Source organism: Arthrobacter sp. 3Tela_A, assembly GCF_049311025.1.
GTDB lineage: Bacteria > Actinomycetota > Actinomycetes > Actinomycetales > Micrococcaceae > Arthrobacter_B.
In genome coordinates, this window is the sequence record NZ_JAXIOM010000002.1 from 42,113 (window position 1) to 55,338 (window position 13,226).

Here is a 13,226-nt window from a genome sequence, read left to right on the forward strand (position 1 = left end):
TAGGTAGCAGGGACTACGGGACCCGGTTGATCCATTCCGGAGTATCGAACTTGGAGACGACCTTTTCCCTGGCACGTTCCATCTCCGCCTCGGAAATGCCGGTGGTCTTCGCGCCATAGCGTTCAGCAAAGGTCTTGATCATGGTGTCCAGGATGTCCTCGCGGCTCAGCCCTGTCTGCCGGCGCAGCGGATCCACCCGCTTCTTGGCGCTGCGGGTTCCCTTGTCGGAGAGTTTTTCCTTGCCTATGCGCAGCACCTGGACCATCTTGTCCGCATCGATGTCGTAGGACATGGTCACGTGGTGGAGCATGGCTCCGGAGCTCAGCCGCTTCTGCGCCGCGCCGCCGATCTTGCCCTGGTCCGTAGCGATGTCATTGAGCGGCTGGTACCAGGCCTTGATGCCCAGGCGTTCCAGCGACTCCATGACCCAGGCATCCAGGAAGGGATAGGAATCAGCAAAGCTCAGACCATCCACCAATGACTGCGGAACGTAGAGCGAGTAGGTGATGGCGTTGCCGTGCTCCATGAACATGGCACCACCGCCGCTGATCCGCCGCACAACGGTGACGCCGTGGCGCTCGGCACCCTCAGGGTCCACCTCGTTGCGCAGGGACTGGAAGCTGCCGATCACCACGGACGGGGACTCCCACTCCCAGAACCGGAGTGTGGGGCTCCGCCGCCCTGCGGCGACTTCCTCTGCCAGGACTTCGTCCATGGCCACGTGCATGTGCGTGGAAAGCGGGGTGGGCGGAATGATCTCCCATTCGTGGTCTCCCCAGCTGGTTGCCTTGGCCAGCGCCCGCCGGGTGGTGATGGCAACCGCCTCGGGCGAGAAGCCGAACATAACAACGTCCGGGCGCAGCCGGGAGCGGACGGCGTCGGCAATTTGCTCCGCGGTGCTCTCGGCGGAGAGGCCGGTCAATGCGGCGTTGATCTCCTCGAGCGCGTCATCGGGTTCCAGAAAGAAATCACCGCTGAGGGACACTGAATCCAGGCGGCCGTCCTTCACCTCGAGGTCCACCACGACCAGTTTGCCTCCGGGGACCTTGTACTCCCCGTGCCGGCTGCCGTCGTGTGCTTCGCTCATGCTGATCCTCCTGGAAGAATTCCTACTGCTCGCAGCGCATCCGCGCCGGGTATGGACGTAAACGAAAGGCCCGCCCGGAACATTCCGGACGGACCTTTCAATTCTAGGCAGCTGCCAAGTAGCGCTAAGGCTACTTCTTGCCGCCGAAGCCCTTGAAGCGTGCGTTGAAGCGCTCCACGCGGCCGGCGGAGTCCATGATGCGCTGCTTGCCCGTGTAGAACGGGTGCGATGCGGAGGAGATTTCCACCTCGATCAGCGGGTAGGTGTTGCCGTCTTCCCATTCGATCGTCTTGGAGGACGTCGCCGTGGAGTTGGTCAGGAACGCGGTGTCGGACGCAAGGTCACGGAAGACTACCGGCGCGTACGTGGGGTGGATGTCAGACTTCACAGTAATACCTTCTCTAGGTGACTGGATTTTGCCAGGCACATTGGGGTTCAAAGCTCTTGAGGCCGATTGGCCAACAATCAATGTTAGCGCAAGGTGGGCCATTCTGCGCAAAAGCGGCACGGCGGCAGCATCTGCCCCGGCACCCGAAAGCTTAGCGCAGTGCCCCGCTGCTTCCCCAGCCGGAGATCTCCGCTCGGATGGAGGTATTGATGCCGCGGTTTGTTCCCGCATACTCGACCAGGAGCGGGCGGTAAAGATCGTCAAGGGTCAGCACAACCGTCCCCGCGAAGTCGCCCGGGTTTTCCGGCTCGACGACGGCGGTCAGCCGGGTTGCCGGGGCACCGTTGTAGTCCACTCCGTATTCAGCCCGGGCAGGGCCGGCGGTCTGCATAAGGCCGCGGAGCCGTTCCGGATTGGCAGTGAGCTCAGCCGCGTCGGCCAGGACAGCGGCATAGGTTTCTTCCGCGCCGCCGGAGGAATCCGCCTTCACCTCCGACTCCGGTGTCCGCAGTGTCCTGGTGCCGCCGGCAACGGAGATCGCCAGCTCGCCGTCGGCACTTTGCAGTTCCATGGCGAACTCGGGGGCGGTGCGGAAGACCATCGTGTAGGTTCCCGGCGGCAGCCAGCTGGCCGTCGTCGTCACCTTTTGCTCCCCTCCAGTCCCCGCCTCCATGGCAGCTGCCACACAGTTCCCTGCTTCTGCGAACTCTCCGGTGTCCTGTCGAAGCAGCAACTGGCAGGCTTCCTGGACTGGTTCGGCCATACCTGCCTGGGCGCCGCTCACGGTGACCTGGATGGGCTCCGGAACGATGGTTGGATCAGGTTCGGCAGTACGCACCCGGGCCTGCTGGGGAACCGGCGGGGGCGCGGCGGGCGTGGATGTGCGGGCTTCCGTCCTGGCTGTCACCTGGTCCGCCGTCGGCCCGCAGGCTGCCACAGCCGGGAGCAGTGCGGCCGCAAGGCACAGAGCGGAAATCCGCCGATAACCGTGCTTGCGTGCTGGCATGGACTGCCCCCCGGGGGTCAAGAAAGACGGTGGTGCTTCGTGCACCGCCCAGTGTGGCACCAATATGTCCCGGATATAAGCGGGGAAGAGGCTAAATAACCCGGCATTCCCAAAAGGCCACGGCGGAGGCTGCGGCCACGTTCAGGGAGTCCACTCCGCGCTGCATGGGAATCCGGACCGTCAGGTCCACTTCGGCCAGGGTGCTGCGTGCCAGGCCGTCACCTTCCGTGCCCAGAATGAGCGCCAGCCGGTCATAGCGGCGCTCCCCCAGCTCCTGCAGGGACAGGGAATCTTCTTCCAAAGCCAGGGCGGCCGTGGTGAAACCGGCAGTCCGCAGTTCGGTGAGCGCGCCGGGCCAGGACTCCAGCCGCAGCCAGGGCACCTGGAAGACCGTGCCCATGCTGACCCGGATGGCGCGGCGGTAGAGCGGGTCTGCGCACTGCGGGCTGACCAGCACTGCGTCCACGCCGAGCGCTGCGGCGGAACGGAAAATCGCCCCGATGTTGGTGTGGTCGACGATGTTTTCCAGGATGGCAATCCGCTGCGAGGCAGCCAGCACTCCGGCCAGTTCCAGCGGTGCGGGCCGGTGCATGGCAGCCAGGGCTCCGCGGTGCAGGTGGAAGCCGGTGATGGACTCGAGTATCCCGGGCGTGCCCACGAAGGCGGGAACCTCCGGGAACCGGTCCAGGATGTCCTGCAGATCAGGCAGCCATTTCTCCGCCAGGAAGAAGGACCGGGGGGTGTGGCCGGCGTCGATGGCCCGCCGCAGGACCTTGGATGATTCGGCGATGTACATACCCTCGGCCGGTTCACGGAGGCGGCGAAGCGCGGTGTCAGTTAGCCGGGTGTAGTCGGAGACACGGGGGTCATCGGCGGATTCAAGGTGTACAAGGCTCACTTAGAAAACCATAATCCACAGGGCCACCAGCCCCAGCACTACGATCACCGTGCGCAGGGCCACCGGGTGCAGCCTGCGGCCAACGGCCGCCCCAACGAATCCGCCGATCAGCGAGCCGACCGCGATCAGTGCTACGACGGGCCAGATGATCCGGTCGAAGGCGAAGAGCAGGTACGACGACGCGGCCACCACGTTCACGCCCAGCACAAGGACGTTCTTGACGGCATTGGCGTTCTGCAGGGTGCCGTGGAGGAAGATGCCCAGGATACCGACCAGCAGGATGCCCTGTGCGGCTACGAAGTACCCGCCGTACACGCCGGCGAGGAAAATCAGCACGGTCAGCTGCCAGGACGGACGGGCAGGGCCCTCCGGGACGTCCCCGGCCTGCTCATTCCTCGCCGCGCGTGCGCGCACCCAGGCCTGGAGTTTGGGCTGGAAAACAACGAACAGCAGGGCCAGCACGATCAGGAACGGAGCCACGGTGCCGAAGACATCCTCCGGCAGGTGCAGCAGCAGCCAGGCACCCGTGATCCCGCCCAGAATCGAGGCCGGCAGGAGCCGGAGCAGGGTGCCGCCGAGTCCCGCCAGTTCCCGCCGGTAACCCCAGGAGCCGGCGATGTTCCCTGCCACCAGTCCCATGGCGTTGCTGATGGTGGCGGCCACCGGCGCATAGCCCAGTGCCACGAGCACCGGGAAAGTCACCAGGGTGCCCGAGCCCACTATCGCGTTGATGGTTCCGGCCCAAAGGCCGGCGAACAGGACCAGGGCGTCGTGAAGCCACCCTGCCGAAGACAGGAACATTCAGCTGGAGGTTCTGTTTAGCGGCGGGCCGTGGCGGTGTAGCGGCCGCCGGCATCCCGCTGGACGGCCAGCGGCAGGTCAAAGGCGGTGCTCAGGTGCTCTTCGGTGAACACGGTGTCGATGGCACCGGCGGCAACAACGGTGCCCTCGCGCATCAGCAGTGCGTGGGTGAAGCCCGGCGGAACTTCTTCAAGGTGGTGGGTCACCAGGACGATCGCCGGTGCGTCCTCATCCGCCGCCAGGTTGGCCAGGCGCTGGACGAGGTCTTCGCGGCCGGCCAGGTCCAGGCCGGCGGCAGGCTCATCCAGCAGCAGCAGTTCAGGGTCCGTCATCAGCGCGCGGGCAATCTGGACGCGCTTTCGTTCGCCTTCGCTCAGGGAAGCGAACCTGCGGTTAATGTACGTGGACATTCCCCAGTCATGCAGCAGCCGGAAAGCGCGCCGCTCATCAAGCTTGTCGTACTTCTCGCGCCAGCGTCCGGTCATGCCGTAGGCGGCGGTGAGGACTACGTTGAGGACGGTCTCGTGCTCGGGGATCTGGTTGGCAAGGGCAGCAGAGGCGAGTCCGATGCGCGGACGCAGTTCAAAAACGTCGACGGCGCCCAGGACTTCTTCCAGGATTCCGGCCATGCCGCGGGTCGGGTGCATCCGGCCGCCGGCAATCTGCAGCAGCGTGGTCTTGCCGGCGCCGTTGGGTCCCATGATGACCCAGCGTTCGCCTTCCCTCACCTGCCAGTTCACGCCGTCCAATAGGGTTTTTCCGCCCCGGACGACACTTACTCCGGCAAATTCAAGAACATCACTCATAGCAGTAGACACTAGGCTAAAGAAAGGCGCGTTGGCGAAACGCGACGCCGCCGCACGTCCCACGGCCGTGTCCAGACCGGCCGCCCGCACTGCACGAAGATCGGAATCCACGCATGTCCCCTGAAACCTCTCCGGAATACAGCGTTGTCAGCTACGGACGCGAACTCGCTGACGCGTACCTCGGACGGGTCCAGCAGGCCGTTGCCGCCGCCGGGGCGCGGATCGTTGAACTGGAGAACGCCGAAGGGGACGGCTATGTGGTTTCGAAACTGTTCGTAACCTACGACGGCCCTCTCGCGGCGCTGCGGACTGCCGTCACCGCCGCTGCCGCAGCGGCCCTGGACGGTGGAGCTGCCCCCGCCCAGAGCGCCGTCGTCCCCGCATCCCTGGTGGAACCCGGCCGGAAGCTTCTGGTCATGGATGTTGATTCCACCCTGATCAAGCAGGAGGTCATCGAGCTGCTGGCTGCGCACGCCGGGCGTGAGGCAGAAGTCGCGGCCGTGACCGAGGCAGCGATGCGCGGCGAGCTGGACTTTGCCCAGAGCCTGCATGCCCGGGTGAAAACACTTGCCGGCCTGCCCGAATCCGTGATCGCGGAAGTCGGGACGCGGATCGAGCTCTCCGACGGTGCCGAGGCGCTGGTCAAGGCCTTCCTGTCCGCCGGCCACGCCGTGGCGGTGGTGTCGGGCGGCTTCAACCAGGTCCTCGCTCCCCTGGCGTCCGCCCTGGAGCTCACCTACGCCCGCGCCAACCAGCTGGGGGTCGAAAACGGCGTGCTCACCGGTTCCGTGACCGGCGAGGTGGTTGACCGTGCGGTCAAGGCCCGTTCGCTTCGGGAATGGGCGGCGGAACTTGATATCCGGCTGGACCAGACCATCGCGGTGGGCGACGGCGCCAATGACCTGGACATGCTGGCGGCGGCCGCACTGGGCGTGGCGTTTAATGCCAAGCCGGCAGTGCAGGCCGCCGCTGATGCTGTGCTGAACCTGCCCAGCCTGGACGTGGTTCAGCACTTCGTGAAGCTCTAGTTACTGGAAGTTCCAGGATCTAGGCGCTGAGGTAGTCCGCTCCGCCCACGTATTCCGTGTGCCCGGTCGGCACATCGGCAAGGGCCATGCGGGCTACCTCGGCGGCAAACTCCTCAACGGAGTAGAGCCGGCCGGCTTCTTCGCGGCGCGCTTCGATTGCACCCGGGTTGGCGCGGTCCAGCAGGGTGGCCGTGACCGTGCCTTCGATCATGTCGCCGGAAACCACAACGAGCGAGATGCCCTTTTCCTCCAGCTCCGGAATCCGTGCGCGCAGAGCGTCTTCACCGGCACGCTTGCTCCGGGCGACGGGCTCGTACTCCGGCATGGTTGGAACGGTGTTGATGAAGTGGGCCTGGTGGCTGGTCACGAAGACCACACGGGAGCCCCGCTTCATCTGCGCTGCGGCGGCGCTGAGCATGTTGACCTGGGCGTCACGGTTGAGCTTCAGCGCGTAGTCGTCCTCCACGCCGGTTTCCATACCGCCGGAAGCGTTGAGCACCAGCAGGTCCAGGCTGCCGAAGGAATCCAGGGCGGCGTCCACCAGCGCGGCGGGGCCTTCGGAAGAAGTCAGGTCCGCACCGACCGCTACGGCCCGGCCGCCTGCCGCCTCAATCCCGGCAACCACCTTGTTGGCACGGGGCGCCTTCTGGCGGTAGTTGACGACTACGCCTGCGCCTTCGGCGGCGAGCAGTTTTGCGACCTCAGCGCCGATGCCCCGGGAAGATCCGGTGACGATTGCCGCTTTGTGCTCGAGCTGGCCCATAAGTACTCCTTTGTGGAAATTAGCTAAAGATGTGCTCTCTGCTTCCCATCCTGCCAGCACGTACCGGCGGGCGCGTTGGTGGAAACCTCCAAGGAATACCCCGCCGGCATGCGTGCGCGCTAGTGTCCCATTCCCAGTCCGCCGTCCACGGGGATGACTGCGCCGGAAATGTAGCCGGCTTCCGGCCCGGCGATCCAGCGGACAACTCCGGCCACTTCCTCCGGAGCCGCAAAGCGGCCTGCAGGGATGGAGGACAGGTAGTTCTTCTGTGTGTCCTCCGGCAGGGCGCGGGTCATGTCCGTATCGATGAACCCGGGCGCAACGACGTTGGCGGTGATGTTCCGTGAACCCAGTTCCCGGGTCAGGGAGCGGGCTATGCCTACCAGACCGGCCTTGGACGCGGCGTAGTTGACCTGCCCCGGGGAACCGTAGAGTCCCACGACCGAGGAAATCAGCACAACCCGGCCGCGGCGCAGCTTCAGCATTCCCTTGGAAGCACGCTTGACTACCCGGAAGGCTCCGGTGAGGTTGGTGTCCACAACGTCAGTGAAGTCGTCTTCGCTCATGCGCAGCAGCAGGGTGTCCCGGGTAATTCCTGCATTGGCCACCAGCACCTCCACAGGGCCATGGGCGGCTTCGACCTCGGTGAACGCGGCGTCGACGGAAGCCATATCGGTCACGTCAGCCTTGACGCCGAGCATGCCTTCGGGGACATCGCCGCTGCGGTAGGTGATGGCCACCTTGTCCCCCGCCTCCACGAACGCCTTGGCGATGGCCAGGCCTATGCCGCGGTTTCCGCCGGTGACGAGGACACTGCGGCCGGCGGGGGTCTGGGAATCGTTCTGCACAAAAAATCCTTACGGTTCGGGGCGGGGCGTTCGAATCCGATCCTATCGGCGCCCGAGGCAACTACAAGTTCACGGGCAGCAGTGAGACAATGGGGAGATCTGTTTGGAGAGTGATGACCCAGTGACGATTCTGCGATGACCCAGGGATGAGAAAGCTATCCCGCCGCGGCGCCCGCATTCCGCGGATTACGGACGCCCGCTCGGCTCATACCGACGAGATGCACGCGCGCATGGTCAAGTACACGATTTCCATGAGCATTCGCATGGTGTGCCTTTTCCTGCTCTTTTTCGTTCACGGCTGGATGCTGTGGGTGGTGGTGGCAGGCGCAGTCGTGCTGCCCTGGTTCGCCGTCGTAATCGCCAACGGAGGCAGCGACAGCAGCAATTTGGGCGGGGACTCTCCGTATGAGGCGTCCGCTCCCCAGCAGCTTGAGGCGCGTGTGTCCCCCGCGCCGGACAACCCCGGCACCACCGTGCTCAGTGGGGAAATCATCGACGACGACGGCCCCTCAGGCCGCGGAACGCAGGCACCGGGCGCATGAACCTGCTTGACCAGTTATCCGGCGGAGCCGGATCCGAAGACCGTGCCCGCTGTTCCCGGAAGGGCTGCCGTGCCGACGCCGAGTGGCAGCTGCTGTGGAACAACCCCAAGATCCATACCCCCGAGCGCCGCAAAATCTGGCTGGCCTGCGGGGAACACCGCGGCTGGCTGGAAGAATACCTCCAGGTCCGCTCCCTCTGGAAAGAAACGCTCCCCCTCCCCGGCGCCGGAACCGAAAGCGACACGCCCTAGATGTACAAGTTCCTCCTCTCCAGCCGCTGGCTGGGCTGGTTCGCCCTGGTGTGCGCACTGGCAGCCGTCTGCGCTTTCCTGGGCACGTGGCAGCTCGAACGCCGCGACGCCATCCGCGAAGACATCGGCTGGGTGGAAACGAACTACTCGGCGGATCCGGTTCCGTTCGAGGAGGCAGCGGGTTACTTCGAGGAATTCGATCCCTCGGCAGAATGGCTTCCCGTTGAGCTGACCGGCACGTATGACACCGCCAACCAGCGGATTGTCCGCAACCGTCCGCTGAGCGGGCGTCCCGGCTACGAGGTTTTGGTGCCGCTCAAGCTTGCCGACGGCACCGCCGTCGTCATTAACCGGGGCTGGCTGCCGATCGGCGACAACGAGGCAGGCTGGCCGGACGAGGTCCCTGCTGCCCCGGAGGGCGAAGTGACAGTCACCGCCCGGCTCAAGCCCGCGGAACCCACACTGCTGCGCGGCGCTCCGGAAGGCCAGCTGGCATCGATCGACATTGCTGAGTACCAGGATCAGATTGGGTACCCGCTTGAGCAGGCTGCCTACGGCCTGATGGACACCGAGGATCCGGCACCTGCTGACCGGCCCGAGGCTGCACCGAAGCCGGCACTGGATGAAGGCCCGCACCTCTCCTACGCACTTCAGTGGTACGCCTTTGGCCTGCTCTTTTTTGTCGGGTTTGGCTACGCGGCCCGGCAGGAAGCCTGGAACATCATCGAGGCCGGCGAGGAAGACGACGAAGACTGGGATGACGGCGACGAGGTCCACTCGGCAGCACCGGCGCCCCGCCGGACACGGCCGGTCCGCAGGCGCCGCGGCCCCACCGGAGAGGAAGAGGAAGACGCCATCCTGGACTCCCAGGGCTTCTAGGGCCTCCTCCGGCTGACACCGATACACGTAAAAGGCCGCCGCCCCCTCGGGGACGGCGGCCTTTTATTCGTCTGCGCTGGATTACGCCAGGGTGACGAGGTCCAGGTAACCCTCGTTCCAGTGGTCCTCGTCGCCGTCGGGCAGCAGGACAACCCGCTCCGGGTTCAGGGCCGCTACGGCACCCTCGTCGTGGCTGACCATAACGACGGCGCCGGAGTAGTTGCTCAGGGCACCCAGGATCTCCTCGCGGGAGGCCGGATCGAGGTTGTTGGTGGGCTCGTCGAGGAGCAGGACGTTGGCGGAGGACGCCACAATGGTGGCCAGCGCCAGGCGCGTCTTCTCACCGCCGGAAAGCACACCGGCGGGCTTGTCTACGTCATCGCCGCTGAACATAAAGGAACCGAGCACGCTGCGGACCTCGGCGTCGTCCATGTCCGGCGCAGCGGAGCGCATGTTCTCCAGCACGCTGCGGCCGGTGTCCAGGGTTTCGTGCTCCTGGGCGTAGTAGCCGATCTTCAGGCCGTGTCCGGGGATGATGCGTCCGGTGTCCGGAGTATCAACGCCGGCCAGCATCCGCAGCAGGGTGGTCTTGCCGGCACCGTTGAGGCCCAGGATGACAACCTTGGAACCGCGGTCAATGGCGAGGTCAACGTCGGTGAAGATTTCCAGGGAGCCGTAGCTCTTGCTCAGGCCCTCAGCCATCATGGGAGTCTTGCCGCAGGGAGCAGGATCCGGGAAGCGCAGCGCTGCGACACGGTCCGTGGCGCGCACTGAGTCCAGGCCGCTCATCAGCCGGTCAACACGCTTGAGCATGCTCTGGGCAGCGGAAGCGCCGGAGGCACGGGCCTTCATCTTGTTGGCCTGTGCCAGCAGGGCACCGGCCTTCTTTTCGGTATTGGCGCGTTCGCGCTTGCGGGCCCGCTCATCCGTCTCACGCTGGATCTTGTAGCGCTTCCAGTCCATGTTGTAGATGTCGATCGTGGCGCGGTTGGCGTCCAGGCTGAAGACCTTGTTGACGGTCGCTTCGAGCAGGCCGGTGTCGTGGCTGATCACAATCAGGCCGCCGGTATGGTTCTTCAGGAACTCCCGCAGCCAGGCGATCGAGTCGGCGTCGAGGTGGTTGGTGGGCTCATCGAGGAGCATGGTCTCGGCGTCGGAATAGAGGATCCGGGCCAGCTCCACGCGGCGGCGCTGGCCGCCGGAGAGCGTCTTCAGCGGCTGGTTCAGCAGCCGGTCCGGCAGGGCCAGGTTCGCGCAGATGGTGGCTGCTTCGGACTCGGCCGCGTACCCGCCGGCGGAGAGGAACTCCGCTTCCAGCCGGTCATAGCGCTTCATGGCCTTGTCGGAGACCTTTGAATCATCGCTGGCCATCTCGTCCTGGCACTTCTTCAGTTCCGTGAGGACCTTGTCCAGGCCGCGGGCGGAAAGAATGCGGTCACGGGCCAGCTGCTCCATGTCCGGAGTACGCGGATCCTGCGGCAGGTAGCCGATGTCGCCGGTGCGCTTGATATGCCCGGCTGCCGGAAGGGTTTCTCCGGCGAGGACTTTGGTCAGCGTGGTCTTGCCGGCGCCGTTGCGGCCTACGAGCCCAATCTTGTCTCCCTTGTCCACACGGAATGAAACCGCTTCCATGAGCAGGCGTGCGCCGGCACGCAGCTCGAGTTCAGATACGGCAATCACTAAGGAGGGACCTTTCGAAGGAAATGGATTGTAGGCGCGTTGCACGGGGTCAGACGCGGATTCTGCGAAGGCAGCCTTTCAAGTCTACCGGCTTTAGCAGATTTGTAGGAACCCAACAAAGGCAAACGCACCGGAGCGGGTCTAGTCTCGGGAATACCGGGCAGGATTCCCGGAGCCCTCCGCAGCATCTTGTAGGACCCCGATGAAACGAGCACAAATGGCCCACGCCCCGGAACCTGCCGCACCAGCACCAGCACCAGCACCCGCACCAGCATCCGCCGCTTCGGTCCCCTCCCCCGGTGTCCCATCACGGCGGGGGCGGAGCGCCGCGGACCTCTCCTACATTGCGGTCTTCGCGGGACTGGTCGCGGCACTCTCATTGCTGCCCGGAATCCCGCTGGCCGCAGGTGTTCCCATCACGCTGCAGACCCTCGCCGTCATTCTGACCGGCATGATCCTCGGCCCGGGACGCGGCGCCGCAGCCGTAGGCCTTTATCTCGTGGCCGGCCTGGCCGGGCTCCCCGTCTTCAGCGGGTTCCGTTCCGGCCTGGGTGTGCTCGCCGGACCGTCGGCGGGATACCTGCTGTCCTTCCCGCTGGCGGCGCTCGTGGCCGGACTGCTGGTGCGCTTCCTGCTGCGCCGGATCCGCAGGGCGCGCTTCGCCCTGCTCTTTGCCGCCGGACTCGGTACCAGCTTCCTGGTTGTTCACCCGCTGGGCATCGCCGGCATGATGCTCAACGCCAACCTGTCCTTCCCCGCCGCACTGGGCGCCGATATGTTGTTCTGGCCGGGTGATGTCGTGAAAAACCTTGCCGCAGCCGCCGTAGCACTCAGCGTCTTCGCCGCGTTCCCCAAGCTGGCACCGGGAGTGAAGCCGGGGCGGAAGCCGGCACACCGCTGATGACTGTCCAGTTCCGTGCGGCTGAGGTCCTGGCTCCCGACTCCGGACCGGAAGATCCGCCCATCCTGTATCCGGTCTCGCTGACGCTCGAAGAACCCCGGATCGCCGTGATCGGCGCCAATGGTTCGGGCAAATCCACCCTCCTCCGGCTGATCAACGGCCTGCTGCTGCCCTCCAGCGGCAGCGTGAGCGTCGAGGGAGCAGACACTGCCCGGCAGGGCTCCTCCGTGCGGCGGCGGGTGGGCTTCGTGTTCACCGACCCGCTCTCCCAGCTGGTCATGCCCACCGGGCGCGACGACGTCGAACTCTCCCTGCGCCGCAGTATCCGCAGCCCTGGCCCAAGGCGGGCCGCGGCGGAACAGGTACTGGAGCGTTTTGGCCTGCTGCACCTGGCTGACCGCAGTATCTACGACCTCTCCGGGGGTGAACGCCAGCTAATGGCCCTGGCGGCAGTTCTGGCAACGGATCCCGGAGTTCTGGTGGCTGATGAACCCAGCACCCTGCTGGACCTGCGCAACACCGCCCGGCTCCGGAGGATCCTGGCCGGTCTCCCCCAGCAGGTCATCTTCACCACACACGACCTGGACTTCGCCGCCGACGCGCAGCGCGTCCTTGTGGTGGACAACGGACGGATCGTTGCCGACGGACCGCCGGCAGAGAGCATTGCGGCGTACCGGCAGCTTGCGGCATCGGCAGACGGAGTGGGCCGGTGAGCAACAGCATGCACCTGGGCGCCTACCGGCCCGGCACCAGCCCGGTGCACCGCGCGCCCCTGAGGCTGAAGGCTGCCGCCATTGTTCTCGCTTCGCTGGCGACGCTGGCTGCCGCCCACCCGGCGGCGACCGGTGCGGCTGCGGTGCTGACCGCGCTGGGCTACGCCGGGGCCGGGCTGCGGCGCGAGCTCCTCCGGCCGCTGAAGCTAATGTGGCCTGTCCTGCTGATTCTCGGTGTATTCCAGTTCTGGTCAGCCGGAATCTGGACGGCTGTGACAGTGACCGGCAACATCACGGTCTGTGCCCTGGCGGCCCGGCTGCTGCTCCTCACCGTTCCGGTGCCTGAACTGCTCGACGGCGCCGTGGCCCTGGTGCGTCCGCTGCGCGTTTTCGGGGCGGATCCCGAGCGGTTCGGCCTGGCGCTGGCCCTGATGCTGCGCAGTGTCCCGTATCTGCTGGGGTCGGCCGCGGACGTCCGGAACTCAGCGAAGGCACGCGGCCTTGAACGCAGCCCCCGGGCACTTGCCGTTCCCGTTGTGATCCGGGCGGTGGCGTACGCTCAGCAGACCGGTGACGCCCTGGCCGCGCGCGGCATCGGCGAGCCGGAACAGGACTGAACGGCAGTCCCAACGCCG

The 13,226-nt window shown here is 65.8% G+C and carries 16 protein-coding genes; 7 read left to right on the top strand and 9 right to left on the bottom strand.

Features of this window, described 5'->3' with window-relative positions; translation table 11 throughout:
* Positions 1 to 13: 13 nt before the first annotated feature.
* The 6 genes from TVC13_RS01240 to TVC13_RS01265 form a co-directional block, all read right to left on the bottom strand.
* Positions 14 to 1,087, bottom strand: a complete 1,074-nt coding sequence (locus tag TVC13_RS01240) for a lipoyl protein ligase domain-containing protein (protein ID WP_422399425.1) — start codon at positions 1,085 to 1,087, stop codon at positions 14 to 16.
* Between the two features lie 130 nt (positions 1,088 to 1,217).
* Positions 1,218 to 1,475: a type B 50S ribosomal protein L31 gene (locus TVC13_RS01245; protein ID WP_055241121.1), complete on the bottom strand. Its 258-nt coding sequence runs from the start codon at positions 1,473 to 1,475 to the stop codon at positions 1,218 to 1,220.
* A 151-nt stretch (positions 1,476 to 1,626) separates the two neighbouring features.
* Positions 1,627 to 2,481, bottom strand: coding sequence for a hypothetical protein (locus TVC13_RS01250; protein ID WP_422399426.1), 855 nt, complete (start codon positions 2,479 to 2,481; stop codon positions 1,627 to 1,629).
* Between the two features lie 91 nt (positions 2,482 to 2,572).
* The gene (locus TVC13_RS01255) at positions 2,573 to 3,379 is read right to left on the bottom strand and encodes a TrmH family RNA methyltransferase (protein ID WP_422399427.1); all 807 of its coding nucleotides are present in this window, start codon (positions 3,377 to 3,379) and stop codon (positions 2,573 to 2,575) included.
* Complete coding sequence (locus TVC13_RS01260) at positions 3,380 to 4,180, bottom strand: sulfite exporter TauE/SafE family protein (RefSeq protein ID WP_422399428.1); 801 nt, start codon at positions 4,178 to 4,180, stop codon at positions 3,380 to 3,382.
* Between the two features lie 17 nt (positions 4,181 to 4,197).
* On the bottom strand, positions 4,198 to 4,986 hold the full coding sequence (locus TVC13_RS01265; RefSeq protein WP_422399429.1) for an ABC transporter ATP-binding protein: 789 nt from the start codon (positions 4,984 to 4,986) through the stop codon (positions 4,198 to 4,200).
* Positions 4,987 to 5,099: 113 nt separating this feature from the next.
* Here TVC13_RS01265 and serB point away from each other — a divergent pair, with 113 nt between their 5' ends.
* Positions 5,100 to 6,014: a phosphoserine phosphatase SerB gene (gene serB, locus TVC13_RS01270; protein ID WP_422399430.1), complete on the top strand. Its 915-nt coding sequence runs from the start codon at positions 5,100 to 5,102 to the stop codon at positions 6,012 to 6,014.
* Positions 6,015 to 6,033: 19 nt separating this feature from the next.
* Here the strand turns inward: serB and TVC13_RS01275 are convergent, their stop codons facing one another.
* Positions 6,034 to 6,777 (bottom strand): SDR family oxidoreductase, encoded by a 744-nt coding sequence (locus TVC13_RS01275; RefSeq protein ID WP_422399431.1) that lies wholly within the window; start codon positions 6,775 to 6,777, stop codon positions 6,034 to 6,036.
* 119 nt (positions 6,778 to 6,896) lie between these two features.
* The gene (locus TVC13_RS01280; protein ID WP_422399432.1) at positions 6,897 to 7,625 is read right to left on the bottom strand and encodes a beta-ketoacyl-ACP reductase; all 729 of its coding nucleotides are present in this window, start codon (positions 7,623 to 7,625) and stop codon (positions 6,897 to 6,899) included.
* 146 nt (positions 7,626 to 7,771) lie between these two features.
* Between TVC13_RS01280 and TVC13_RS01285 the strand changes: the two genes are divergently transcribed.
* Genes TVC13_RS01285 through TVC13_RS01295 form a run of 3 tightly spaced genes read left to right on the top strand, consistent with a single transcriptional unit; the run spans position 7,772 to position 9,297 of the window.
* The gene (locus tag TVC13_RS01285; protein WP_422399433.1) at positions 7,772 to 8,167 is read left to right on the top strand and encodes a DUF3099 domain-containing protein; all 396 of its coding nucleotides are present in this window, start codon (positions 7,772 to 7,774) and stop codon (positions 8,165 to 8,167) included.
* Positions 8,164 to 8,418: a hypothetical protein gene (locus TVC13_RS01290; protein ID WP_422399434.1), complete on the top strand. Its 255-nt coding sequence runs from the start codon at positions 8,164 to 8,166 to the stop codon at positions 8,416 to 8,418. The genes TVC13_RS01285 and TVC13_RS01290 overlap by 4 nt, the downstream gene beginning before the upstream one ends.
* Positions 8,419 to 9,297, top strand: coding sequence for an SURF1 family protein (locus tag TVC13_RS01295; RefSeq protein WP_422399435.1), 879 nt, complete (start codon positions 8,419 to 8,421; stop codon positions 9,295 to 9,297). It begins immediately after the preceding gene.
* Between the two features lie 81 nt (positions 9,298 to 9,378).
* Here the strand turns inward: TVC13_RS01295 and TVC13_RS01300 are convergent, their stop codons facing one another.
* Positions 9,379 to 10,977: an ABC-F family ATP-binding cassette domain-containing protein gene (locus TVC13_RS01300; RefSeq protein WP_422399436.1), complete on the bottom strand. Its 1,599-nt coding sequence runs from the start codon at positions 10,975 to 10,977 to the stop codon at positions 9,379 to 9,381.
* 202 nt (positions 10,978 to 11,179) lie between these two features.
* On the opposite strand from TVC13_RS01300, the gene TVC13_RS01305 reads away from it, so the two are divergent.
* Genes TVC13_RS01305 through TVC13_RS01315 form a run of 3 tightly spaced genes read left to right on the top strand, consistent with a single transcriptional unit; the run spans position 11,180 to position 13,208 of the window.
* The gene (locus TVC13_RS01305; RefSeq protein WP_422399437.1) at positions 11,180 to 11,878 is read left to right on the top strand and encodes a biotin transporter BioY; all 699 of its coding nucleotides are present in this window, start codon (positions 11,180 to 11,182) and stop codon (positions 11,876 to 11,878) included.
* Complete coding sequence (locus TVC13_RS01310) at positions 11,875 to 12,591, top strand: energy-coupling factor ABC transporter ATP-binding protein (protein WP_422399499.1); 717 nt, start codon at positions 11,875 to 11,877, stop codon at positions 12,589 to 12,591. Before TVC13_RS01305 ends, TVC13_RS01310 begins: the two co-directional genes overlap by 4 nt.
* Positions 12,588 to 13,208: an energy-coupling factor transporter transmembrane component T family protein gene (locus TVC13_RS01315; protein WP_422399438.1), complete on the top strand. Its 621-nt coding sequence runs from the start codon at positions 12,588 to 12,590 to the stop codon at positions 13,206 to 13,208. Before TVC13_RS01310 ends, TVC13_RS01315 begins: the two co-directional genes overlap by 4 nt.
* Positions 13,209 to 13,226: the final 18 nt, after the last annotated feature.

Coding starts and splice junctions, on each gene's coding strand:
- TVC13_RS01240 (WP_422399425.1), bottom strand. CDS start 1,087: ATGAGCGAAGCACACGACGGCAGCCGGCACGGGGAGTACAAGGTCCCC.
- TVC13_RS01250 (WP_422399426.1), bottom strand. CDS start 2,481: ATGCCAGCACGCAAGCACGGTTATCGGCGGATTTCCGCTCTGTGCCTT.
- TVC13_RS01260 (WP_422399428.1), bottom strand. CDS start 4,180: ATGTTCCTGTCTTCGGCAGGGTGGCTTCACGACGCCCTGGTCCTGTTC.
- TVC13_RS01265 (WP_422399429.1), bottom strand. CDS start 4,986: ATGAGTGATGTTCTTGAATTTGCCGGAGTAAGTGTCGTCCGGGGCGGA.
- serB (WP_422399430.1), top strand. CDS start 5,100: ATGTCCCCTGAAACCTCTCCGGAATACAGCGTTGTCAGCTACGGACGC.
- TVC13_RS01275 (WP_422399431.1), bottom strand. CDS start 6,777: ATGGGCCAGCTCGAGCACAAAGCGGCAATCGTCACCGGATCTTCCCGG.
- TVC13_RS01285 (WP_422399433.1), top strand. CDS start 7,772: ATGAGAAAGCTATCCCGCCGCGGCGCCCGCATTCCGCGGATTACGGAC.
- TVC13_RS01290 (WP_422399434.1), top strand. CDS start 8,164: ATGAACCTGCTTGACCAGTTATCCGGCGGAGCCGGATCCGAAGACCGT.
- TVC13_RS01295 (WP_422399435.1), top strand. CDS start 8,419: ATGTACAAGTTCCTCCTCTCCAGCCGCTGGCTGGGCTGGTTCGCCCTG.
- TVC13_RS01305 (WP_422399437.1), top strand. CDS start 11,180: ATGAAACGAGCACAAATGGCCCACGCCCCGGAACCTGCCGCACCAGCA.